The organism is Bacillus sp. FJAT-27986 (genome assembly GCF_001685035.1).
Lineage (GTDB): Bacteria > Bacillota > Bacilli > Bacillales > Pradoshiaceae > Pradoshia.
On sequence record NZ_MAYV01000019.1, the window covers coordinates 149,804 to 175,098 of the forward strand.

24 protein-coding genes are annotated in these 25,295 nt (G+C 37.9%); 5 read left to right on the plus strand and 19 right to left on the minus strand.

Annotation, left to right across the window (positions count from 1 at the left end; translation table 11 throughout):
* Positions 1 to 23 precede the first annotated feature (23 nt).
* The 3 genes from A8L44_RS17745 to galT are packed head-to-tail and all read left to right on the plus strand — an operon-like array spanning position 24 to position 3,723.
* On the plus strand, positions 24 to 1,214 hold the full coding sequence (locus tag A8L44_RS17745; RefSeq protein ID WP_077248196.1) for a galactokinase: 1,191 nt from the start codon (positions 24 to 26) through the stop codon (positions 1,212 to 1,214).
* Entirely contained in the window at positions 1,211 to 2,203 is a 993-nt protein-coding gene (galE, locus tag A8L44_RS17750; RefSeq protein ID WP_066109634.1) for a UDP-glucose 4-epimerase GalE, read from the plus strand. The genes A8L44_RS17745 and galE overlap by 4 nt, the downstream gene beginning before the upstream one ends.
* Before the next feature lie 32 nt (positions 2,204 to 2,235).
* Entirely contained in the window at positions 2,236 to 3,723 is a 1,488-nt protein-coding gene (gene galT, locus A8L44_RS17755) for a UDP-glucose--hexose-1-phosphate uridylyltransferase (protein WP_066109635.1), read from the plus strand.
* A gap of 89 nt (positions 3,724 to 3,812) precedes the next feature.
* On the opposite strand, the gene A8L44_RS17760 is transcribed toward galT, so the two are convergent.
* Positions 3,813 to 4,538, minus strand: a complete 726-nt coding sequence (locus A8L44_RS17760) for a 3-ketoacyl-ACP reductase (protein ID WP_066109638.1) — start codon at positions 4,536 to 4,538, stop codon at positions 3,813 to 3,815.
* 291 nt (positions 4,539 to 4,829) lie between these two features.
* Between A8L44_RS17760 and A8L44_RS17765 the strand changes: the two genes are divergently transcribed.
* Positions 4,830 to 5,309: a hypothetical protein gene (locus tag A8L44_RS17765; RefSeq protein ID WP_066109785.1), complete on the plus strand. Its 480-nt coding sequence runs from the start codon at positions 4,830 to 4,832 to the stop codon at positions 5,307 to 5,309.
* Positions 5,310 to 5,865: 556 nt separating this feature from the next.
* Positions 5,866 to 7,248 carry an NADP-specific glutamate dehydrogenase gene (gene gdhA, locus A8L44_RS17770; protein ID WP_066109645.1) on the plus strand — a complete coding sequence of 461 codons (1,383 nt, stop codon included), beginning with the start codon at positions 5,866 to 5,868 and terminating at the stop codon, positions 7,246 to 7,248.
* Positions 7,249 to 7,574: 326 nt separating this feature from the next.
* Here the strand turns inward: gdhA and A8L44_RS17775 are convergent, their stop codons facing one another.
* The 18 genes from A8L44_RS17775 to A8L44_RS17860 all read right to left on the minus strand — a co-directional run bounded on the left by A8L44_RS17775 (position 7,575) and on the right by A8L44_RS17860 (position 25,004).
* Positions 7,575 to 8,207, minus strand: coding sequence for a YczE/YyaS/YitT family protein (locus tag A8L44_RS17775; protein WP_066109649.1), 633 nt, complete (start codon positions 8,205 to 8,207; stop codon positions 7,575 to 7,577).
* 254 nt (positions 8,208 to 8,461) lie between these two features.
* Positions 8,462 to 8,941 (minus strand): 23S rRNA (pseudouridine(1915)-N(3))-methyltransferase RlmH, encoded by a 480-nt coding sequence (gene rlmH / locus A8L44_RS17780; RefSeq protein ID WP_066109652.1) that lies wholly within the window; start codon positions 8,939 to 8,941, stop codon positions 8,462 to 8,464.
* An 83-nt stretch (positions 8,942 to 9,024) separates the two neighbouring features.
* Complete coding sequence (locus A8L44_RS17785) at positions 9,025 to 9,207, minus strand: CxxH/CxxC protein (protein ID WP_066109653.1); 183 nt, start codon at positions 9,205 to 9,207, stop codon at positions 9,025 to 9,027.
* Positions 9,208 to 9,311: 104 nt separating this feature from the next.
* Entirely contained in the window at positions 9,312 to 10,511 is a 1,200-nt protein-coding gene (locus tag A8L44_RS17790; RefSeq protein WP_066109658.1) for a S1C family serine protease, read from the minus strand.
* Positions 10,512 to 10,705: 194 nt separating this feature from the next.
* Complete coding sequence (locus A8L44_RS17795) at positions 10,706 to 11,500, minus strand: MBL fold metallo-hydrolase (protein ID WP_066109662.1); 795 nt, start codon at positions 11,498 to 11,500, stop codon at positions 10,706 to 10,708.
* A 6-nt stretch (positions 11,501 to 11,506) separates the two neighbouring features.
* Positions 11,507 to 12,301 (minus strand): two-component system regulatory protein YycI, encoded by a 795-nt coding sequence (locus A8L44_RS17800; RefSeq protein ID WP_066109666.1) that lies wholly within the window; start codon positions 12,299 to 12,301, stop codon positions 11,507 to 11,509.
* Complete coding sequence (locus tag A8L44_RS17805; RefSeq protein ID WP_066109672.1) at positions 12,288 to 13,592, minus strand: YycH family regulatory protein; 1,305 nt, start codon at positions 13,590 to 13,592, stop codon at positions 12,288 to 12,290. Before A8L44_RS17805 ends, A8L44_RS17800 begins: the two co-directional genes overlap by 14 nt.
* Positions 13,589 to 15,412, minus strand: coding sequence for a cell wall metabolism sensor histidine kinase WalK (gene walK / locus A8L44_RS17810; protein WP_066109673.1), 1,824 nt, complete (start codon positions 15,410 to 15,412; stop codon positions 13,589 to 13,591). Before walK ends, A8L44_RS17805 begins: the two co-directional genes overlap by 4 nt.
* A 5-nt stretch (positions 15,413 to 15,417) precedes the next feature.
* Positions 15,418 to 16,128 carry a response regulator YycF gene (yycF, locus tag A8L44_RS17815; protein ID WP_066109676.1) on the minus strand — a complete coding sequence of 237 codons (711 nt, stop codon included), beginning with the start codon at positions 16,126 to 16,128 and terminating at the stop codon, positions 15,418 to 15,420.
* 267 nt (positions 16,129 to 16,395) lie between these two features.
* Complete coding sequence (locus A8L44_RS17820; protein WP_066109679.1) at positions 16,396 to 17,685, minus strand: adenylosuccinate synthase; 1,290 nt, start codon at positions 17,683 to 17,685, stop codon at positions 16,396 to 16,398.
* A gap of 185 nt (positions 17,686 to 17,870) precedes the next feature.
* The gene (gene dnaB, locus A8L44_RS17825) at positions 17,871 to 19,235 is read right to left on the minus strand and encodes a replicative DNA helicase (RefSeq protein ID WP_066109682.1); all 1,365 of its coding nucleotides are present in this window, start codon (positions 19,233 to 19,235) and stop codon (positions 17,871 to 17,873) included.
* Positions 19,236 to 19,462: 227 nt separating this feature from the next.
* Entirely contained in the window at positions 19,463 to 19,909 is a 447-nt protein-coding gene (gene rplI / locus A8L44_RS17830) for a 50S ribosomal protein L9 (protein ID WP_066109684.1), read from the minus strand.
* Complete coding sequence (locus A8L44_RS17835) at positions 19,906 to 21,879, minus strand: DHH family phosphoesterase (protein WP_066109688.1); 1,974 nt, start codon at positions 21,877 to 21,879, stop codon at positions 19,906 to 19,908. Before A8L44_RS17835 ends, rplI begins: the two co-directional genes overlap by 4 nt.
* A 357-nt stretch (positions 21,880 to 22,236) precedes the next feature.
* Positions 22,237 to 22,479 carry a 30S ribosomal protein S18 gene (gene rpsR, locus A8L44_RS17840; protein WP_066109691.1) on the minus strand — a complete coding sequence of 81 codons (243 nt, stop codon included), beginning with the start codon at positions 22,477 to 22,479 and terminating at the stop codon, positions 22,237 to 22,239.
* 52 nt (positions 22,480 to 22,531) lie between these two features.
* A complete protein-coding gene (gene ssb / locus A8L44_RS17845) occupies positions 22,532 to 23,038 on the minus strand; it encodes a single-stranded DNA-binding protein (RefSeq protein WP_066109692.1) in 507 nt (168 codons plus the stop codon).
* A 61-nt stretch (positions 23,039 to 23,099) separates the two neighbouring features.
* Positions 23,100 to 23,393: a 30S ribosomal protein S6 gene (gene rpsF / locus A8L44_RS17850; RefSeq protein WP_302621348.1), complete on the minus strand. Its 294-nt coding sequence runs from the start codon at positions 23,391 to 23,393 to the stop codon at positions 23,100 to 23,102.
* A gap of 140 nt (positions 23,394 to 23,533) precedes the next feature.
* On the minus strand, positions 23,534 to 24,634 hold the full coding sequence (gene ychF, locus A8L44_RS17855) for a redox-regulated ATPase YchF (protein ID WP_066109696.1): 1,101 nt from the start codon (positions 24,632 to 24,634) through the stop codon (positions 23,534 to 23,536).
* 172 nt (positions 24,635 to 24,806) lie between these two features.
* A complete protein-coding gene (locus A8L44_RS17860; protein ID WP_066109702.1) occupies positions 24,807 to 25,004 on the minus strand; it encodes a DUF951 domain-containing protein in 198 nt (65 codons plus the stop codon).
* Positions 25,005 to 25,295: the final 291 nt, after the last annotated feature.

Consider the following 25,295-nt stretch of genomic DNA (forward strand, 5'->3'; position numbering starts at 1 on the left):
AAATTTAGAGGGAAGTGACCAATATGGACCATCAAAAACTATTATCTGCATTTCACAGTATATTCTCAGGCAGTATGAATGATAAGGTTCGTACCTTTTTTTCACCTGGCCGAATCAACCTAATCGGTGAGCATACTGATTACAATGGTGGGTATGTTTTCCCATCTGCCATCACCTATGGCACATATGGGTTAGTACGACTGCGTGGAGACCGCACTATTCGGCTATATTCACTGAATTTCAAAGAGGTCGGGATAATTGAATTTTCTTTAGATGATCTGGATTATGACCCATCCCATCAATGGGCGAACTATCCTAAGGGAGTACTTCGATATATAGCCGAGAATGGAAATAATCTGCCGAACGGCCTTGATATTCTCATATACGGCAATATTCCAAATGGAGCTGGCCTTTCTTCCTCTGCTTCACTTGAAGTTTTAATCGGTGTAATGGTAAATGAAGTCTTTCAATTAAAGATAGACCGTATCGAGTTAGTAAAAATTGGTCAAAAGGTGGAAAACCAGTTTATTGGAGTAAACTCCGGTATTATGGACCAGTTTGCAATTGGAATGGGAAAAGCAAAATCAGCTATATTGCTTGATTGCCAGACTTTAAGCTATGAATATGCCCCATTTGATATAGCAGATCACCAGATTGTCATCATGAATACGAATAAACGAAGAGAACTGGCAGATTCAAAATATAATGAACGGCGAAGCGAATGTGAAGCAGCGCTTGCAAGACTGCAAACAGCAACTGATATATCCTCCCTTGGAGAACTATCTATCGATCTTTTTGATCAACATAAAGCTGTCATTGCCGATTCCACACTTGAAAAACGGGCACGCCATGCAGTTTATGAAAATGAACGCACAAAAAAAGCCTTTCAAGCCTTACAGGATGGTAATTTAGTCCAATTCGGTATCTATATGAACGAGTCCCATATTTCACTTCGGGATGATTACGAGGTAACCGGACCGGAACTCGACGCATTAGTGGAGGCAGCCTGGCAGCAAGAAGGTACCGTTGGCTCTAGAATGACGGGGGCCGGTTTTGGCGGCTGTGCGATTGCATTGGTTCAATCAGCTCATATCGAACGTTTTATTCAGGAAGTCGGCGATGCGTACAAACAAACAATCGGTTATGAGGCAGACTTTTATGTTGCCAGCATTGGTGATGGAACAAAGGAAATTATAACGGAGGCGATTGTATGAGTACACTAGTTCTTGGTGGGGCTGGTTATATTGGTTCCCATGCCGTATATCAACTACTCGACGAAGGTTACGACACAGTGGTGGTTGATAATTTACAAACAGGCCATAAAGGAGCCATACATCCAAAGGCAAGATTTTATCAAGGAGATATTCGAGACAAGGACTTTTTACGCGAAGTTTTTACGAAGGAAAAGGTAGACGCTGTACTTCATTTTGCTGCCTATTCACTTGTTGGAGAATCTATGGAAAAGCCGCTCGAGTATTTCCGTAATAATGTATATGGAACACAAGTACTGCTTGAAGTGATGAACGAGTTCAATGTTAAGCATATTGTCTTCTCCTCTACCGCAGCTACATATGGAGAGCAGGAACAAACACCGATTACGGAAGAAATGCAGACAAATCCAACGAATGCCTACGGTGAAACAAAACTGACGATGGAGAAATTGATGAAGTGGTGTGATACAGCCTACGGCATGAATTATGTGTCGCTCCGTTATTTTAACGTTGCCGGTGCCCGTTCAACCGGGGAAATTGGTGAAGACCATCATCCGGAAACACATTTAATTCCAGTAGTACTTCAAGTAGCATTAGGACAGCGAGAATCGATTTCCATTTTCGGAGAGGATTATCCAACGGAGGATGGCACATGTATCCGTGATTATATTCATGTTGAGGACTTAATTGATGCTCATATTTTAGCATTGAAGTATCTTCAAAACGGTGGAGAAAGTAATATCTTTAACCTTGGCAGCAGCAATGGATTTTCAGTCAAGGAGATTGTCGAAGCAGCCAGAGCTGTAACAGACCACGAGCTTCCCGCTAAAATCGCCCCTAAAAGATCCGGTGATCCAAGTACGCTAATTGCCTCTTCTGAAAAAGCCGGGCGCATTTTGGGCTGGAGACCAAAACGGACGTCCATCCAAAATATTATTACCGATGCCTGGAAATGGCATCAGGCCCATCCAAACGGCTATGGAGATAAGTAACCTAGTTAAATCGATTAAAAGGAGAAGATATCATGGAGATCTATGCAGCAGTTCAACACCTTTTGAATCAGGCTAAAAGATTACAAATGCTTGATTCAGCAGATGAAATATACGCCAGAAATCAGATATTGTCACTGCTTCATTTAGATGGCTTTTCGAAACATCCAGTAAAGAACGAGCTGTCGATCCCAGATTTATTGGATGTTATCGCTGATTATGCTGTTAAAACTAGCATTATTGAGGATTTAATAGTCAATAAAGATATTTTAAAGGCCAAGATAATGAATGTATTTATGCCAAGACCTTCAGAGCTAAATTACACTTTTTATCAAAAGTATAAAGAATGCCCTGAGGAAGCAACCAAGTATTTTTATGAGTTAAGCCAGAATAGCAATTATATCCAAACTAAACAGATTGCGAAAAATATCAGCTACACGGTTGATACGGATTATGGGGAACTGGACATAACAATTAATTTATCAAAGCCTGAAAAGGATCCTAAACAAATCGCATTGGAGCGCGAGATGAAGCCTGCTACATCTAATTATCCAACTTGTCTCCTTTGTATTGAGAATGAAGGATACGCAGGACGGTTAAATCATCCTGCCAGGTCCAACCATCGTATGGTCCACATTCCACTCGGGGAAGAATCATGGTATTTACAGTACTCACCATACGTATATTATAACGAGCATTGCATTCTGTTATCGGAACAACATCGTGATATGAAAATTAATTTCCATACGTTCACCAATTTGCTGATGTTTGTTAAAAAGTTTCCGCATTATTTCTTGGGATCTAATGCCGATATCCCTATTGTAGGGGGATCTATTTTAACCCATGACCATTATCAAGGCGGACGATATGAGTTCGCAATGGCCCGAGCGAAGGAAGAAGGGACTTTTTCAATTAAAGGGTTCCCTTCTATTTCTGCAAATATCGTGAAATGGCCTATGTCCGTAATTCGTATAAAAGGAGTTCGTCTGGAGGAAGTTGCAGGCGCAGCTGATCGGATACTCAAAAAATGGATTCACTATAGTGATCCATCAGTTAATCTTGTAGCCTATTCCGGAGATACCCGTCACAACACCATAACACCGATTGCAAGAATGCGAGATGGCCAATTTGAGCTTGATCTTGTTCTTCGCAATAATCGAACAAGTGAAGAGCATCCATTAGGAATCTTTCACCCTCACCAGGATGTTCACCATATCAAAAAAGAGAATATTGGTTTAATAGAAGTTATGGGTCTTGCTGTATTACCTGCCCGCTTACAAAAGGAGCTTATTGAGGTTGAAAAATATCTGCTCAATCAACGCAATGAAGTGGCAGATTATCACCAAGCCTGGGCTGAAGATCTAAAAGTAGTTAACGGGAAAGAAATTACTTCTGAATCTGTAAAAATGATTATCTCTCAGGCAGTCGGTTCCAAATTCCTGAGATGTTTAGAGGATGCCGGTGTATTTAAACGGACCCATGAAGGAAATCAAGCATTCAAACGATTTATCGATATACTCTAACCGTAAAAGAACTTAGTTAGAAGAGAAAAAAGAAGGCAGATTTACGCCTTCTTTCTTCATTCCATTCATCTATACCAGTTTACGATTCCTTAAAATGGATTTGTTGCAATAAAACTTGCCGTTTTCACGTAAACACGAGGGTTCAATTTTAATTGGTCGACTATAAATTCTGCAAGATCCTCAGGCTGAATGAATTTTGAATCGTTATTCTCTTTAATTAAATCGAGGTCGAGAGCCAAATCTGTAGCAACTGTACTTGGTGTCAAAGCTGATACCCGAATATTATTCCGGCGAACTTCCTGCGCAAGTGATTCGGTAAAGCCAATCACCGCGAATTTTGAAGCACTGTAAGCACTGGATGTAGCTGCCCCATTTAATCCATTAGTGGAAGAGACATTGATAATATCTCCCCCATTTTTTTCTATTAGTTGAGGAAGTACAGCTCGTGTCACGTAATAAGTACCCATTAGGTTTATATCTATAATCCTTTTCCATTCCTCCGGATCCATCTCCGAAACTGTTCCGAATGTTGCAATTCCTGCATTATTTATCAAAATATCAGCAGTGCCTAAATTCTTGGTTAACACTTCAATTGCTGCTTCTACCTGTTCCTTTGATGAAATATCAGCTGTTGCATAAGATACTTTTACGCCTAAACCTTCTATTTCAGCAGCTGCCTTTTTAAGATTTTCCTCTGACCTTGCAAGCAAACCAACGTTTACACCCTCTTTAGCCAGTGCAATTGCTGTCGCTCTACCAATCCCTCTGGCTCCGCCAGTGATAAACGCAATCTTTCCCTTTAATGTCTGTGCCATAATTAGAAGCTCCTTTCCAAATCAACCTTGAAGTTCTCTTTCTCAGTATAATACGCAGCAGTTAATAAGACTAAAGGTATGCACCCGAGCTTCCTACCTATAACGCCAATTATATCAATAAGACAAATCTCATAGTCCAAAGTTTGAATTTCTTGCATTCACCTTTCTGGGCAATGACACATAAATTGTATAGGAAGCGTCAGGATTATTTATGATGATTTTATCATTTATGATTAACCGTAAAGACTATAAAACTTAGTTTTTCAGGAAAGGAATAATGCCGTGAATTTTATGTCATTTCGAGGTATTGTAACCGACATGAATGATTTTATGATAGGACAAAACGGGGAATCAGAGGGCTGTTTTAAACAACTTACAGTTGAAGATGGGAATAACGGAATAGTTAATTTCATCATATCACCGACTACTTACTTCGTAGAACAGGCAATTGTGGGCCTCGGTGATAAAATTACTGGTTATTATGATGGGGATGTACCAGTACCATTGATCTATCCGCCACAATATCGGGCTCTTATCGTTGTTAAGGAATATAACGATCAAAATGTTAAAGCAGATTATTTTAACAACCAACTGGTAAGCCGTGATGGTCAATTACAATTAAACCCCTCCCCTTACACTCCTATCATTTTAAGAAATGGGCAGCCATTTTCAAAAAATATCGGAAATCGGAATCTCATTGTCATCTATGGACCAGCTACAAAAAGCATCCCTGCCCAAACGACCCCCTATCGGATTATTGTTTGGTGCTAAAGTGGTTCCTAACTATCTATTTCTTCATATTATTTTAACTACACGCACGAAACTTCGTAATCAGCTACGTGCATGTTTGGTTAATTTTTTAACGCCCAATATTTGGATATACTTTTTTAGACAGACGGTTCTCAAAAACATTCAAATTTGCTTCACATTGATTTTCTCTTTCTTTGTGAGAAAAGGTATTCCTAATAATAGTTAATGCAAAAAACCTACATTCCAATGGATCTAGGTTTTTTCCATATTTTCATATTTGTATTATTTCAGAATTATTAATAGTAAATTACAAAATACTACAATTTTATCAGTAACTTCTACTCGGATATCTTTCTTTCGCTAATCTATCTAATAAGATGCCAATCTCTATTTAAAATCTATTTTTCATGCATACTAAATGACCCTCTAGATTTATTTTTCTTAATTTATCTTTATATTGTTTGGGTTTATTTTTATTATAAATTTGAAGAATCAGATAATTTAGTATATCATTTCTTTATTAGACTAAAGTACACACACTAAATTACTGTTCATCTAAGGGAGGGCTTATAACAGCATGACTGTATTGACAGAGTTTAAAGACACAGAAACAATCACTGCAAAAAATTATGTTAATGAAGTATTTGAAACAGTCAAAAAGCGAAATCCTAATGAAAGAGAATTTCATCAGGTTGTTAAAGAAATCTTTGATTCACTCGTCCCTTTATTTACTAGGCATCCAGAATACATGGAGCAAAGTATCCTTGAAAGAGTTGTAGAGCCAGAAAGACTGATTACCTTTCGAGTTCCTTGGGTCGACGATCAAGGCAAGGTACAGATAAACCGTGGATTCCGTGTACAGTATAACAGCGCCATCGGTCCCTATAAAGGCGGCTTGAGATTCCACTCTACTGTTAATGCAAGTATAATTAAATTTCTCGGCTTTGAGCAGATTTTTAAAAACGCTCTTACCGGTCAGCCGATTGGAGGAGGCAAAGGTGGGTCTGACTTTGATCCTAAAGGGAAATCTGATGGAGAAATCATGCGATTCACTCAAAGCTTTATGACGGAACTAAGTAGACATATCGGACCGGATATAGATGTACCAGCTGGTGATATTGGCGTTGGAGCACGAGAAATTGGATTTCTGTTTGGACAGTACAAGAGAATACGCGGAGGCTATGAGGCCGGTATTCTGACAGGAAAAGGACTTGGTTACGGCGGAAGCTTAACTCGAACCGAAGCTACTGGATATGGCACTGTTTACTTTGTACAAGAAATGCTTAAAGAACAAGGCCTTAGCTTTAAGGAAAGTACAGTGGTAGTATCCGGTTCAGGTAATGTCTCCATCTATGCAATCGAAAAAGCTACACAACTAGGAGCAAAAGTTGTCGCCTGCAGTGATTCTGACGGCTATATTTTCGACCCAAACGGTATTAACCTAGAAACCGTGAAACGTTTAAAGGAAGTTGAGCGGAAAAGAATCTCGGCATATGTAGAAGAACACCCACATGCACAATATACGAAAGGTTGCTACGGAATTTGGTCCATACCATGCGATATTGCCTTGCCATGTGCCACACAAAATGAAATTAGCGAAAAATCAGCGAAACTTCTGGTTGCAAATGGACTAAAAGCCGTCGGTGAAGGCGCTAATATGCCATCTAGCTCCGAAGCTATTGATGTGTTTTTGGATAACCATATCCTCTTTGGTCCAGCAAAAGCTGCCAATGCAGGTGGTGTAGCCGTTTCTGCCTTAGAAATGGCACAAAACAGCGCTCGATTATCCTGGACATTTGAAGAAGTCGATGCAAAATTGCAGGATATTATGACTAACATTTACAAGGAGAGCGTCAAGGCTGCTGAGGACTATGGCTACCCAGGCAATCTGGTGGTTGGCGCTAATATCGCGGGATTTAAAAAAGTAGCCGATGCCATGATTGCACAGGGAGTCATTTAACATTTTATTTTATGAGATATCATAATGGCCTCGCCCCTTATTGTTATCCTTATCTGATATGACTTCGGTTGGTATAGGCAAAGACACGCCAAAAGTCTATATCCAAGGTTACTTCAATAACTATATAAGATAAGATAAGATGAATACAAAAAGGATGTCTCTTAAGGCCAGACATCCTTTTTGCTTGAGTTATAATTCCGTAAGACTATGTGTTTTTCGTATTTTATAAGAATATCACTTTAAAATATATAAGTAAGCTTTTTACAACCAGGCCAGGTGCTAAAGTTGCGAAATTCCGCTTATGAAAAGATCTTCTATTTATATACTCAAGTCGTTACTAATTGGTCCTTTTGCTTAAGAAGATAGGCCATCAGCTTCTTACATTGAGGAATGGAAAAGCCTAAAATGGGACCCAATCCAAACGCAATGAACAAGGTTCCAATCCCAACAGGACCTCCTAACATCCAACCAATGAGAAAAACGATAACTTCAATTCCATTTCTGACCAACGGGATACTCCATCCCATTTTTTCAACAATTAATAACATAAAGCTGTCTCTAGGGCCTGCTCCAAAATCGGCAGAAACGTATAATCCAATACCATATCCCATTAAAATAACACCTATGATAAAGGCAATTGTTGCTCCTGCTAAATTATCAATACTAGGTAACATCCAATTAAAAAGATCAATAAATAAACCAAGCAACATCATATTCAGAAAGGACCCTATTTGGGGCCATGCTTTATTGAAAATTGAACTGATGAACAAAAGCAATAGACCACTAATGATCGACCAAGTTCCTATAGTGAATCCGAATTTAGTAAATAGTCCATAATGAAAAACATCCCATGGTCCAATCCCTAAAAACTTTCCTTTAATTGTTAGTGCTATACCAAATGCTAATACCAATAATCCGAGAATAAAAACAGACCAGCGTAACACCCATTTCCTCTTCATAACTCTGTCCCTCTAACTTATATTTTATTTTTTTACTATAACATTAAAGCAGGACAGAATACATAATTTATATTTTCTGAAATATAACCTAAAACAATTAAAAGTAAATCATCTTTTTGTAACCCTTCTTAATTCCTTAATTCCCATATGCCAACCAATCTTTTCATACTAAAGGAAGTTATTGATCTTTAACTATGACTGCTTCTTTTCATATACATTCCACAAGAAAAACATATTAAGATAAAACAAACATCTTACTTATGATATGGTTCCCCTCGATTAATCCGAAACGCGCGATACACCTGCTCCACTAAAATCAGCCTCATCAGCTGGTGAGGGAAGGTCATTTTCGAAAAAGACAGGGTGTCATTTGCTCTTTTCATTACATCTTTACTTAGTCCAAGCGATCCGCCAATGACAAAGGCTATCTTGCTTTTTCCGTAGGTGGCGAGTTTATCTATTGTTTCTGCAAGTTCTTCAGATGATTTCATTTTCCCCTCAATCGCCAAAGCAATAACATGAGTATCGTCAGAAATTTTTGCGAGGATTCGCTCTCCTTCTTTCGCCTTGACTTGCAGCATCTCCATCTCACTTAATGTTTCAGGTGCTTTCTCATCGGGTATTTCAATTATGTCTATTTTGGCATAGGCCGATAATCTTTTTACATATTCTCCGATACCCTGTTTTAAATATTTCTCCTTCAATTTACCTACAGTTATTATCGAGATATTCACATGTTACCCTCACTTTACAAACATTTTATCCACAGGAGTTATCCACATATACACAACCATCGTCCACATATTGTGCCCGAATATTAGTTCGCCACAATATATACAGCAGGTTGTCCACAGTATTCACAGGTGAATTCATTAGAATTGTTAGTAACTTCTTTATTTTCTTCCTCTGAAATCATATTTATAAAAGGAGGGACTTCCGTCTCATCCACGATTGTATCAAGTCCAACTTCTACATGATCTTTACAGCAATAAATTTTCATATTCATTCTCCTTTTCTTGTTGTCTTTTGTAATATCTGCTTCATTTTAAGCCCGCATATTTAAAGCAGGGAATTTGGAATCCCCTGCTTTCGTACCTAACTATATCACATTTGGGCTTCAATCAATGTCATTTCGGTTGACGCTTTTTGTCCATTCCTATAGTATGTCACTTTCATTTTATCGCCAATCTGCTTATTTACATATAAATGTTTACGGAGCTCCGGAACATTAGCGATTTTCTTCCCATCCAGCTCCACAATGACATCGAACTCCTTTAACCCGGCTTTAGCAGCCGGAGAACCTGGTTCAATACTTGTAATGACGACACCTTCTGTCACACCAGTAGGTAATTTCAATGTTTCCTGCCTCTGATAATTGGTCACTTCATTCAAGGAACGAAGACTAGTTCCCATATAAGCCCGTTTCACTTTTCCATGTGCCTCTAAATCCTCAATAATCGGTATAGCATAATTGCTTGGAATCGATAATCCAATTCCCTCAACGGATGACTCGGCTATTTTCATGGAGTTTATCCCAATCACTTGGCCGCCTATATTAATTAAAGCACCTCCGCTATTCCCTGGGTTAATCGCTGCATCTGTCTGAATAACCTCTGCATTCCAGTCCTCCACACCATCTGAATTCACATCAATCGGTATAGTTCTGTTCAAACCCGAGATAATCCCTTGGGTCACGGATCCGGAGAAATTCAAACCTAGTGGATTACCAATTGCAATAACTGGTTCTCCGGCTTTTAATTTATCAGAATTACCAAATTCAGCAACTACATCAATACCCTTATCATCTATTTGGATAACAGCTAAATCTGTCCATATGTCGCTTCCTAAAAGTTCTGCCTTTGTTTTAGTACCATCAGCTAAAGTAACCTCTAAGGAAGATGCACCCTCCACCACATGATTATTGGTAACGATAAACGCTTTTCCATTCTCCTTTTTATAGATGACTCCTGAGCCTGTGCCTGCCTCCTGAGTTTCATTAAAAAAATCAGAGCCTTGGATATTTGTAATCCCGATTACCGCGTCTCCCGTTTTTTCAACAGCTTTAGTAACGTCAGTCGTCACATCCATAGAAACATTTTGAGTCAATTTGGATGCATCATTACCGTTATTTGTACTAGTATTCTGATTTAATCCATTATTATTCAAGTTGCCTGTCAATAGAAGGACTAATAATGCACCAATAATAGCACCAATTAAACCAGAGAGAAAATAGCCTGCTTTACTTCCTTTTCGTTTAGTTTGCTGTTGTTCTGACTGATTATAATCTTGATCATAATAGCCCATTTGCCAACATTCCCTTCACTATTTACTTATGTAGGTCTAGTATTTGTTGTTTTCCATTTTATAAACAAAAACAGCATCGAAAGGAAATTCTTGTTGCAGAGTTTAATGATATGTTTAATAACTAGTGAGTATTCTCCAACCTTTACCAACATTATATATATTACCTAAAAAAATAACAGAGGAAACCTCCTCTGTTAAACAAGTATTAATTCAGTTGGTTCGTTAGGATCCGTATCATACAGGCTAAATTGCTCTCCCGCTCTGATCCCTTTTGTTTCAAGTGTTTGACTGACAGACATACGTGCCAGATCCTTCATATTATTGTCCTTACTTAAATGAGCCAGATAAAACCGTTTTGTACGGTCACCCGCAACTTCACTCATGGCTATAGCAGCATCCTCATTACAAACATGGCCTACATCGCTTAGTATCCGACGCTTTACACTCCATGGATATCGACCCATGCGGAGCATACTTACATCATGATTGCTCTCAAAGATGTACACATCTGCATTTTTAATAATGCCCTTCATTCGATCACTTACATACCCCGTATCTGTAATTGTCACCAGTTTCTTACCATCCTGGTGAAATACATAAAACATCGGCTCTGCCGCATCGTGCGAAACACCAAAGGACTCTACATCAAGGTTGCCAAATGACTTAACGGTCTCCATTCCAAATTCAAATTTTAAATCTGTAGGAATTTCGCCAATTAACCCATCCATTGCTCTCCATGTGTTGGCATTTGCATAAATAGGCAGCTGATATTTACGAGCCATAATACCAAGCCCTTTTATATGGTCACTGTGCTCATGTGTCACAAAAATTCCTGATAAATCCTCAGGCCTTTTATCAATTTTATTTAATAGCTCGGTCATTTTTTTGCCGCTTAAACCAGCGTCCACTAAAAATGAATGCTCTCCTGATTCCACATAGAGTGAATTCCCCGTGCTTCCACTGGCTAGAACGCTAAATTTCATCGACATTCTTCCTCACTCCGTTACATTTCCTTCTTCTGTATTCAGCACTTGTCCTTCAATACCATTTACGAAATAATCCTCTTGCTTATTTACTGTAAAATGCCATGTTGGTACAAGGACAAGCACTTTTGATTCTGATACTTCTATTAAGGTATAAAAACCAAGCTCTCCCTTTGAAACTTCACTTCCAGATGACAAGTATCCTCCATTCAACAGACTTTCTACTGCTTGAATTGGCGGATTAATCTCTTGGTTTTCATTAAATTCCTCAATATCATCGAGGTGTGTTTGTATATACGAAATTACTTCATCATTTTCATTAAGCGTAAATATTAAGGCGCCGTTTTTATTATTAAAAAGTAAACGGCTTTTGTAGGTTTGATAATATGTTATTGTCCCATCTTCTTTACGCCAAAATTTATACTCATCTCCCGAATATACATTTTTGTTAATGAAGCTTTCCAGCTCAAAATATTTCCCTTCACCAGTACCAATTTTAATTGGTTTATCCAGCGTCGATCGAATGGTTCTTTTATTATCAATAATTAAGGTTTGATTTTTGAGGGTATTTAATTCCTCTTTACTGAATTCCTTAGGCTTAGCACTTATCGTCTTTTCACTTACTCTTTCCTGAGTTCCTACATGATACTTGATTCCCTCAGCCTTTAGCCTTTCTTCAATGGTTGAATCCGAATCCTTATTGATTTCAAGCTTTGCTGCCCTAAAATCCAGGAACTGATATAGGAGGAATACATCCAGAATTAGAAACACAACAATAAATAAACCTTTTGTTTTATTCCAATCCATCCATAAGTCCTCCTAAATCCTTTTCGGGGATCTCCATCCAGCTGCCACCATACTGATAGTACCAGACAGGTTTCAATTCCAAAAGAGTCGTGCCTGAATTATCATCATAAATTAGCTTATAGCCGACAGTCATATCCGTAAGTTTATTTGCATCATATTGTTTACCCATACCGTTTTTGAAGGACTTTAATGCTTCATTTGCAGAAGGAAGAGTAACTGCGCTTTGATCCAAGGGCTCATCCACAAGATTAAAATAGGAACGTTCATATCTCTTCACATTTTGAGTTCCATATTCCAGGTGAATTTCAGTCATACCTTCCTCATTAAATACAGGAAGTCCATCAATATATAAACGGAAAGCGACTTCTCTGCTAAACTCATCTAATGACGCATACCGGTGGCGTGTATCCCAACCGGCATGAATATTGATAAATTCTATGCTGCTTTGCAATATATGAGTTTCCAGCTTTTTCTCATCTTTGGCACCGACAACAAGATTTTTGTATTCAATCATTGATGTCTTTGGGTTCTTTTTCATTATACTCAATCCATCGGTATAGATATCCCCTTCCTGCTTAACAGTGCTTGGTCTGATAAACAGAGCTTCCTTAAAGCTTTTCACATCAGTAGCTTTTGTTAGAAAATCATATTTACTTACTTTTATTTCGCCGGATGGAACCAGGATTGAGTTAGTTTCTGATAATTTCAGCTTTGTGTAGGGTTTTAGATTTTCAACCCTCGCGTACTCTTTTGTGAAGTCTTCAATCAAACTTTTATCAACGGATGCTTCAATGACTGTTTTCTTTTCACTAGAAACAAAGTAGATAGAATCATTATCGGTATGAATAATAACCCTGTCAAATTTAACATTTGGCAACTCATTATCTTCTATTTTTAAATAATTTTTATAAAAAGACAGCGGAACGATATCATTAAATATTAATTCAATGAATCCATCCTTCTCACTAAACTTATTGATAGCAGCAGTATTTTTATACTTTGATGATTGATCCTGAAAGTTAAACATATTCCATTTTTTTATGGAGTTGATTGCTTGTGTAATCATTTCCTCAGAGTAAGTTCCATAGGATAAATTACCTTTATGATAAATCATTTTTGTTGGCTTTACGACTTCATCGGGTTCAAGATTACTGAAGATTTTCTCCTGAACATAGTTTGTATTCTCCGTCTCGTTATAGGTTGGCTGATAAAACCAATATGACCAAGTCAAAAGGCCACTTATCAAAATGAGGGACACCAATAAGATATTTTTAAATCCTTCCCAGCTCATTCCCAATCATCCTCTTGTAATGTTTCATAAGGGAGAGTAAAGAAAATGGTTGTCCCCTTCCCTTCCTCACTAGAAGCCCAAATATGCCCCTTATGTGCTTCAATCATTTCCTTCGCTATCGCGAGACCTAAACCTGTACCGCCCATCTTTCTTGATCTGGCTTTATCTACACGGTAGAATCTTTCAAATATCTTAGCTACATTTTCTTTTGGAATACCCATTCCTTCATCTCTAATGCTAATTTCCACAAATTGTCCGATTACTTGCAGCTTAAAGGTAACTTGTCCACCCTCAGGTGAATACTTCAATGCATTCGAAATAATATTATCGAGTACTTGAGTAATTTTATCCTCATCTATTTCAACACCAATTGGCTCAGATGGGATTAAACGCTTAAAAGTTACATTTCGCGATTTAGACATTTCAAAACGATCGATAATTCGGTGGAAATAACGGCCAAAATCGACCCAGGTTGTAGAAAGCTTATAGTCTGTATTATCTAGCTTTGAAAGCTGCAAGAGATCATTGACCAATCTGATCATCCGCTCTGTTTCTGTTTGAGCTATATTCAGAAAACGCGGAGCAAGCTCTTTATCTTCCATAGCGCCATCTGCCAAAGCTTCAAGATAGCTTCTCATCGTTGTCAGCGGCGTTCTAAGCTCATGGGAAACATTCGCAACAAATTCTCTTCTCTCTTCATCGATCTTTTCTTGCTCGGTAATATCATGAAGAACGACAATTAACCCATTAATAAAACCTGTTTCTCTTTGAATAACAGAGAAATTCGCTCTTAAATAAAGCAGTTTCTTTTCATTGCTGTAATTAAGGATAATGGAATCTTTCTCACTCAATAATTGATCAAAAGTGAACGTATCCTCTAATCCTAATACCTCTGTAATCGGCTTAGATAATGACGTTTCACGTGAAACTTTCAGCATTGATAGTGCTGTGTCGTTAATCAAAATGACTCGGCCTCTGCGATCTGTTGTTAGCACGCCATCTGTCATATTAGTCAATACAGAAGATAGCTTCCTTTTCTCTGCATCAGTTGTCGCCTGTGCATCTTGTAGCTTTTTAGTTAAACTATTGAATGTAATAGCAAGCTGGCCAATTTCATCGTATCCATACACCTTAACTTTTCTCGAAAAGTTACCACGTGACATCGCTAAAGCTTGCTTACGCATGTCAGATATTGGCCTTGTAATGGTTTGTGCCAGCAATATTCCTAAAAAGGCTGTCACTGCAAGAGAAATAATCGTTCCCTTCGCCATTATCGTATTAATTTGTTTTAATTGGGAATAGACATTCTCTATTTTCGTATTCAGATATAAATTCCCTATAATTTGTCCATCACTCAAAATCGGTTCTGACCAAAGGAGAATTCTTTTTCCCGTCTGAGAATCGATTCTGATTTCTGTTTGGGGCGTTCCTTGGTTATTTGCCCTATCAACAAGCTTTTCAGTTGAACGGCTCCCTATTATATCTTGTTTCTCCGGATCAGATGTGCCAATAATTTTTGAATCCTGATCCATTACCCGTATTTCCGTTATATCCCCAGAGGAATATCCCTCCAATGTCGTCTTAATGTCTTCTATTAAGGTGGGATCTTCAACTTTGCGGGTTTCCGTTATTTCTTTTTCTAAACTATAGGAAAGAATCGTTACCCGCTCTTGAATAGAGCTCTTAAAATTCTCCAATAGCTGCTGTTCAAGTCCCTGTGCAAAATAAACTCCGATAATTTGCATGGCAACTAAAATAAGCAGCACATAAATTAGTACAAACTTAAAATAAATCGATTTAAAGAAACCAACTTTTCTCATAATTTTTACTCCTGTTCAGGATGACGGAGGTAGTACCCAACTCCTCTTCTTGTAACAATCCATGCAGGATGGCTTGGATTATCTTCTATTTTTTCACGTAAGCGTCGAACGGTTACATCAACTGTTCTGACATCTCCATAGTAATCATAGCCCCATACTGTCTGCAGAAGATGCTCCCTTGTCATTACCTGGCCTATATGTTTAGCGAGATAAAAGAGAAGCTCAAATTCCCTATGGGTTAATTCAATGGTGTCACCTCTTTTGGATACCATATAAGAATCAGGATGTATCACTAGATTGCCAATCGTAATTTCATTTGTTTCCTCGTTATCTTCCTGCTGATTTGCAGCATGTTTTTGCCTGCGTAAATTCGCTTTTACGCGCGCAATTAATTCACGAGTACTGAACGGCTTTGTCACATAATCGTCTGCGCCCAGTTCCAGGCCAAGCACTTTATCTATTTCGGAATCCTTTGCCGTCAGCATAATAATTGGCATATCATATTTCTTCCGCACTTCCCTGCATACTTCCATTCCGTCCTGTTGCGGTAGCATGATATCTAATAAAATCAAATCTGGCTGAAGTTCTTCTACCAGTTTAATGGCATCATTACCGTCATAGGCACAATACACATCAAATCCTTCTTTTTTCAAGTTAAACTGTAATATATCTGCAATAGGCTTTTCATCATCAACAACCAGTATCTTTTTATCCATCGTCTATTTCTCCCTTTTATATAATAAAATGTCTATATTAATGACATCTGCGAGTCACAATTTTGTTAAACTATCCTAATCTTACTTTACCATTTCTATTGAAACAGGTCATCTTTTTAAAATTTAATTCCAAATATATACAAGGGTGAATACCAAAAAGGATTAGACTGGTGTCTAACCCTCAAATTCTCTATGAAATATACTAGTACTAATGATTAATTTATTCAAAAAGCTGACAAACGTTTTCGTCTGTCAGCCAGTTATTTTTTATATACCGTATGGATTGCGGAGTATATTCGTTTGATTACGGTCCGGTCCTACAGAAAAGATTGATAATGGAATACCTGTTAACTGAGATACTCTTTCTAGATAAGTACGTGCATTTGCAGGCAGTTCAGACAATGTTTTCACACCCGTGATATCTTCTGTCCAGCCTGGCAGTTCTTCATAGATTGGTTCACATTCAGCCAATATTTTCAGACTCGCCGGGAACTCCTCCAATACTTTTCCATCGTGTCGATAAGCAACACAGATTTTTAATGTTTCAATACCTGTTAAAACATCGATAGAGTTAAGAGAAAGATCAGTGATTCCACTAACGCGGCGCGCATGGCGGACAACGACGCTATCGAACCAACCTACCCTTCGCGGACGTCCCGTAGTAGTACCATATTCTCTTCCTACCTCACGAATTTGATTACCAATTTCGTTATCAAGTTCGGTAGGGAATGGTCCATCTCCAACACGTGTCGTGTAGGCTTTACATACACCCACTACATGATTGATTTTTGATGGTCCAACTCCGGAACCGATTGTCACGCCGCCCGCAACTGGGTTGGAGGATGTAACGAATGGGTATGTTCCCTGATCGATATCAAGCATTACCCCTTGTGCTCCTTCAAATAAAACACGGCGTCCTTCATCCAAGGCGTCATTTAAAACAACAGAGGTATCACACACATATTGTTTAATTTGCTGTCCATATTCATAATATTCTTCAAAGAAATCATCCATCGTAAAGCCTTCAGTTTCATAAAAACGTTCCAGCATACGGTTTTTCTCTTCCAAGTTTCTTGTTAACTTCTCTTCAAATACTTCTTTATCTAATAAATCGGCAATCCTGATACCTATACGGGCTGCTTTATCCATATAAGCCGGGCCAATTCCCTTTTTAGTAGTACCTATTTTATTACTCCCTTTTCTCTCTTCCTCTACTTCATCAAGTTTCAGATGATAAGGAAGAATCACATGGGCTCTATTGCTGATACGTAAATTATCTGTGGTAATCCCACGATCGTGCAGATAAGTAAGCTCCTCAATAAGTGCTTTAGGGTCAACGACCATACCATTTCCAATTACCGATATCTTATCCTTATAGAATATGCCTGAGGGAATCAAATGAAGCTTATATGTTTCACCATTAAATTTTATTGTATGTCCCGCATTATTTCCACCTTGATATCTGGCAATTACTTCTGCGTTTTCTGAAAGGAAATCTGTAATCTTTCCTTTACCTTCGTCTCCCCATTGTGTACCTACTACTACGACTGAAGACATTCTTTACACCTCCACTAATTTACCAACATCTTGCACTTTGGCTTAACAAACAAATTAAGTGTATCAATTACATGAAGTAATTTCAAGGAATTCACGAACGTTTATATGAAAATAGTAAAATATGTTCGTGTATTGATGTAATAAAAATAAACCCACCTTTGTTTGGTGGGTCGGTCTATAAACTATTATGCTCCAGAAGGTATGGCATCATCCTGGAATCTTCTCTCTAAATTAACAAACTTATTGTATTCCTTCACAAATGCCAGTTGAACTGTTCCAACCGGGCCATTACGCTGTTTCGCAATGATAATTTCAATAACATTTTGGTTTTCTGTTTCTTTATCATAATAATCTTCCCTGTATAAGAAGGCTACAATATCAGCATCTTGCTCAATACTTCCTGACTCACGGATATCAGACATCATCGGACGCTTGTCCTGACGTTGCTCAACACCACGAGAGAGCTGGGAAAGAGCGATAACCGGAACTTCTAGCTCCCTTGCCAAGGCCTTAAGGGAACGGGAAATTTCTGATACTTCCTGTTGTCTGTTTTCGCCTGATCTGCCATTTCCCTGAATAAGCTGGAGATAGTCAATCAGGATCATGCCAAGTCCATGTTCTTGCTTTAAACGACGGCATTTTGAACGGATTTCACTAATTCGGACACCCGGAGTATCATCTATAAATATACCTGCATTTGATAAGCTTCCCATTGCCAGTGTTAATTTGCGCCAATCTTCGTCTGTCAGAGATCCTGTTCTAAGGTTTTGAGCATTTATATTACCTTCTGCGCAAAGCATACGCATGACCAATTGTTCTGCACCCATCTCCAAACTGAAAATCGCAACATTTTCATCCGTTTTTGTTGCAACGTTTTGGGCAATATTAAGTGCAAAGGCTGTTTTACCAACAGATGGACGGGCAGCAACGATAATTAAATCATTACGCTGAAAGCCTGCTGTCATGTGATCCAAGTCATTAAAGCCTGTAGGTATTCCAGTTACATCTCCTACGCGGTTATGAAGTAACTCAATATTGTCATAGGTCCGAACTAAAACATCTTTAATGTTGTGAAAGGCTCCGGCATTTTTTCGGGAGGCAACTTCCATAATGCTCTTTTCGGCTTCACCCAAGAGACTTTCTACTTCATCTTCACGTGAATACCCATCTTGTACAATGCCAGTTGCTGTATTAATTAATCTTCTAAGAACGGACTTTTCTTCAACAATTCGGGCATAATATTCTATATTGGCCGCGGTAGGTACTGATGACGCCAGTTCTGTTAAATAGGGAACTCCCCCTACCTCTTCAAGCTGCTTTGTTGCACTTAGTTCTTCTGTTACTGTGACTAAATCGACAGCCTTTCCTTTGTCGTTTAGCTTCAGCATAACCAGGAAGATTTTTTGGTGTGCACTTCTATAAAAATCCTCAGGTATCAAAATCTCAGAGGCAAGTATTAAAGAGGAAGGCACAAGAAAAATTGCTCCTAAAACCGCTTGTTCCGCCTCAACATTTTGTGGTGGAACCAAATCAGTAAAGAGCTCATTCATTCGGCAAACCCCCTTTATATATTTAAACGTAATTATATATTTTTATTAGCAATTAAAATGGATTGCTATTCTATTGTATATGGAAATGAAGAGAATAGGTACAGGAAATTATTTATTTTAACTTTCATTTGCATTAGTAACTTCTATCATACTAAAAAAAAGTGATGAAATCAGCTAACAAGCTTTTCATCACTTTTTTTAAGAAAATTATTTCCTGGGAAAATATTTTATTGTTCTTTCACATGAACATTTAAAGTAGCGGTTACCTCATGATGAAGCTTAACCGGAACTTTTGTGTAGCCGAGAGAGCGAATTGCGTCTTCTAATTCAATTTTACGTTTATCAATTTTATGCTTATGCTGTTTTTGTAATTCGTCAGCAATCTGTTTGCTGGTAATGGATCCAAAGATTCTGCCGCCCTCACCAGTCTTCGCTTTTAATTCAATTGTAAGCTTTTCTAATTGCTCTTTTAATTTTTTTGCATTTTCTAGTTCCTCAGCTGCAAGCTGTACTTCTTTATTTTTCTGATTTTCTAGTGTTTTCATATTGCTGCCGGTTGCTTCTACAGCTAATCCCTGTTTCAAAAGGAAATTATGTGCATACCCATCTGCAACATTTTTAATTTCACCTTTTTTTCCTTTTCCTTTAACATCTTTTAAAAATATTACTCTCATGTGTTTGTGCCTCCTTCATATAGCTCATCAATTGCATCTTTCAACATTTGCTCTGCTTTTTCCATTGAAATGTCATCCAGTTGAGTTGCCGCATTTGTAAGATGCCCTCCGCCACCCAAACGTTCCATAATAACCTGAACATTTATATCGCCAAGAGATCTTGCACTTATGCCAATGCTAGTTTCTGATTTTCGTGATAACACAAAGGATGCGATCACTTCATCCATTGCTAACAATGTGTCTGCAGCCTGGGCAATCAAAACCTGATCAGCAAATTCATTTAAATCACCATGAGCAATAGCAATCCCTTTATGATAAAAATAAACGTCCTCAATCAGCTTTGCGCGCTTTAGGTAAGTATCTACATCTTCCTTAAGAAGCTTTTGTACAAGGACTGTGTCTGCACCATGCCCTCTTAAAAAAGAAGCAGCATCGAAAGTTCTGGATCCTGTTCTAAATGTAAAGGATTTTGTATCCACTATAATACCAGCCAGCAAAGCAGTTGCTTCCAGCATACCTACCTTAACACGCTTTGGCTGGTATTCAATAAGCTCCGTTACTAACTCGGCTGTAGATGATGCATATGGCTCCATATAAACCAGGATAGAATTATCTATAAATTCCTCGCCACGCCTGTGATGATCAATCACCACGATTTTTTCAGCCCGGGAAACCAGTTTTTCCTCAATGACCATGCTTGGCTTATGAGTATCTACGATAACAAGTAATGTTTTATCGGTGATTAGCTCAACACCAATTTCAGGTGATATAAATCTGGAGTCCAACTCAGGCTTTTGCTTCACTTGAGATAGAAGTCGTTTAACACTTGAATCTAATTCACTTCTGTCTAGAATAATATATCCTTCACGGTTATTCATTTCGGCAATTTTTAATATCCCTAAGGACGAACCAATAGCATCCATATCGGGAAACTTATGTCCCATTACAATAACTTTATCACTATCGACTATCAAATCACGCAGTGCATGTGAAATTACCCGTGCGCGAACTCTAGTTCTTTTCTCCATAGGATTCGTTTTGCCACCATAAAATTTCACTTTTCCATTTGGGAGTTTAATGGCAACCTGATCTCCACCTCTACCCAGAGCCAGATCAAGACTTGATTGAGCAATGCTGCCCAATTCAGGTAATACAGAAACTCCGCTCCCCACACCTATACTCAGTGTTAACGGAACATTTTGCTTGGCCGTTGTTTCCCGTACATCATCCAGTATGGAAAATTTCGTTTTTTCTAGGTGGTTAAGAATACTTTCGCTAAAAATAGCGATAAACCGATCCGAGGAAATTCTCTTTAAAAAGACTCCATATTCTTTAGCCCAATTATTTAATAGGGCGGTTACAAAGCTATTTAAGCTGCTTTTTCGCTGGTCGTCCATTCCTTGTGTCACATCGTCATAGTTATCTAGATAGATAATTCCAATGACAGTTCGCTCTTCTTCGTACATTTTTTCAATTTCTGTTTGCTCTGTAACATCGAAGAAATAAAGCAATCTTTCCTCCGGTTTATGGACTACTCGAAACTTACGATTATAAATTGCTACAATATCTTCGCTTTCCTCTCTTTTCACCAAAGGTATTAAGGGTTCTGCAACCTCAGAAATGTATTTTCCAACCAAAGTATCTTCCTGGAGACACTTAGCCATATATGGGTTGGTCCATTCAATTACATAATCCTCGTTGAAAAGCAGTATACCTATTGGCATTTCTAATAGAGCTTCTTCCCCCACTTTTTTTAATCGATAGGATAGAGTGGAAATATAGATTTCCGTTTCTTTTTGTATTCCATATTCAATTTTTAATATTAGAAAGAAGAGAATGCCAAAAAGCAAAGAAGCTACTATTGCAAATATCCAATTATAATAAGCAAGAACTCCGATGATTACTAAAGATACACCCAATAATGCGTAGATGGGATAACGGATCGCTTGCCTGTTTAAATAAGATGGCATAGATTCAGCTCCTAAATAATGTGGATCAATTTATGTATTACTTATCATTATACTTGATAAAACTCCATTATGACCAACAGAGCAATTAATTACCTGTTCAGAGGCGTATAATTAATACCCTTCATTAGTACCTATTTAAAACAATAAATACATACAAAGAATATTATAAAGCATAAATAAAATGATATCCAAAAAACAAGACATTACATTGAACCATAATGTTATATTGAAATAATATTTAAAAATAATGTAATTCGATGTCTGTAATTTTATTAATAATTCCTCATGTCAATACTGTTTCCTTAAATACAATTAAAAAACGGAAAGGATTCCCTTTCCGTTTTTATGTGTAAAATCTTATTTTTCCTCTGCTACGAATGGTAGAAGAGCCATAGTACGAGCACGTTTGATTGCAATAGTCAATCTACGTTGGTACTTAGCGCTTGTTCCAGTTACACGACGTGGAAGAATTTTTCCACGCTCAGAGATAAACTTTTTAAGAAGATCTACATCTTTATAGTCGATGTGCGTAATGCCGTTTGCTGTGAAATAACAAACCTTACGGCGTTTTGCACGTCCGCCTCTGCGTCCGCCTGCCATATTATTCACTCCCTTTCATTATAATTATATACGTCCGTTCGAATTATCAATGTTAGAATGGAAGGTCATCATCCGAAATATCGATAGTTTGTCCATTACTACTGAATGGATCATCATCAATCTTCGTATAATTACTGTCCTTCCGTTGATTCTGGTTTTGGTTGCTATTTCCCTGGCCAAATGGATTGGTATCATGACCACCATATTGGCTTCCGCCGCTTTTTTCACCGGCAGATGAACCTTTAGGCTCTAGGAATTGTACGCTCTCTGCCAACACTTCTGTTACATAGACACGTTTTCCATCCTGACCTTCATAATTACGAGTTTGAATACGTCCATCAACTCCAGCAAGATTACCCTTTTTTAGATAATTAGCTGCATTTTCTGCCTGGCGTCGCCAAACAACACAGTTAATAAAATCTGTTTCCCGTTCACCTTGTTGGTTAGAAAATGGGCGATTCACTGCTAATGTGAAGGTTGAAACAGGAACACCATTCGGAGTATAGCGGAGATCAGGATCCTTCGTTAAACGACCTACCAAAATGACACGGTTTATCAACAGAATCAACTCCTAATATTAGAAAATTGTTCCACATGAAACAATTTATGTTCAATCAAAATTACTCTTCTTCTTTAACTACAATATGACGGATGATATCTTCGCTGATTTTAGCAAGACGGTCAAATTCTTGAACAGCCTCTGCAGTTTCAGCTTGGATTTTGTTGATCATGTAATATCCATCACGGAAATCATTGATTTCATAAGCAAGACGGCGTTTGCCCCATTCTTTTGTTTCAAGAACTTCAGCACCCTTGTCAGCTAAAATTGTGTTAAAACGCTCAACTAAAGCTTTTTTTCCATCTTCCTCAATGTTTGGACGGATGATATACATAACTTCGTATTTTGTCATCACTGTCACCTCCTTTTGGTCTAAACGGCCCTTATGGGCAAGGAGCAATTAATTACAATTACTCACAAGTTAAAAGTATAGCATACATATAAGAAGTTTGCAAATTGATAAAAAAGACCGATCATACTGACCGGTCCTCTTGTTTATACATTGAAACGGAAGTGAATAATGTCTCCGTCTTTTACTTCGTATTCTTTACCTTCTAATCTAACTTTACCCGCTTCTTTCGCAGCATTCATGGAACCAGCTGCCATCAGATCTTCATAAGAAACGATTTCTGCGCGAATAAATCCACGTTCAAAATCAGAGTGAATAATTCCAGCACACTGTGGCGCCTTCATCCCTTTACGGAAAGTCCAGGCACGTACTTCTTGAACACCTGCCGTGAAATATGTTGCCAAGCCCAACAATTGATAAGACGCTCGAATTAATTGATCCAACCCAGATTCTTCTATGCCTAGTTCTTCAAGGAACATCGCTTTTTCTTCGCCTTCAAGCTCTGCAATTTCCGATTCAATTTTGGCACAAATCACGATTACCTCAGCATTTTCCTTCGCTGCAAATTCACGAACCTGAGTCACGTAATCATTATCGGACGCATCTGCTACTTCATCTTCATCAACATTAGCAACATATAAAACTGGTTTAATCGTGAGAAGATGTAATCCTTTCACGATTTTGAGCTGTTCTTCCGTGAATTCAACTGCTCTGGCTGGTTTTTCAGCTTCAAATGCTTCTTTTAATAAGGAAAGAACTTCATACTCAACAACTGCTTCCTTATCTTTTTGTTTAGCTAATTTACCTACACGGTCAATTCTTTTCTCTACCGTTTCCATATCAGCGAGAATTAATTCGAGATTAATCGTTTCAATATCATCGATTGGATTAACCTTACCTGAAACGTGGGTAATATTTTCATCAGCAAAGCATCTTACTACATGGCAAATTGCATCTACCTGGCGAATATGGGAAAGGAATTTATTGCCTAAGCCTTCTCCTTTACTTGCCCCTTTTACAATTCCTGCGATATCGGTAAATTCAAAAGCAGTCGGTACTGTTTTCTTCGGTACTACAAGCTCTGTCAGCTTTTGCAATCTATGATCTGGTACCTCTACAATCCCTACATTAGGATCAATCGTACAAAATGGATAGTTAGCAGATTCTGCTCCAGCCTGTGTTATTGCATTAAAGAGAGTAGACTTCCCTACGTTAGGCAGACCTACTATTCCAGCTGTTAATGCCACATCATTCACTCCTTATGTGAAAACATATTAAATGTTATATAATCTATATGTGATAAACCTTTACCAATTATAGTGACAAGTCATCTAAAAGACAAGCCGCTATTATTTTTCAATTAGTATTTGAATTACACTTTATTATGATAGCATACAAGCTGTACATTAAGCTTTGAGATTATGCCTCGTGTTTCTGAAGTATCTTTTTCATCTTCCTAACAAAATCTTTACGGGGCAACATGACACTATGGTCACATCCTTCACATTTAATTCGGACGTCCATACCAAGTCTAATAATCTTCCAGCGGTTGATACCACATGGATGAGGCTTTTTCATTTCAACAACATCATTCAATCCAAAATCCTTATCATCCATAGTTTTTTAATCCTCCATTATTTAAACTTTTCCCTTTATATCCATGAATTATATCAGCATATGGCCAGACCTCCAATTAAAACCAACATCCAGAATAAACAGAAATCTACCTAGACTCCCGTTTCTCTAATTTCTTTCCTTTCATTTCATCATATAAGAATAACGTTTCACACTAAATTCGCTATAAAGAACCATTCACTATTATTACCTGGGTATATGAATTGAAACTAAATGTTTTTTTAATATAACTTATTCAAATCTACTAGGATCTAAATACCTATATAAATGAAT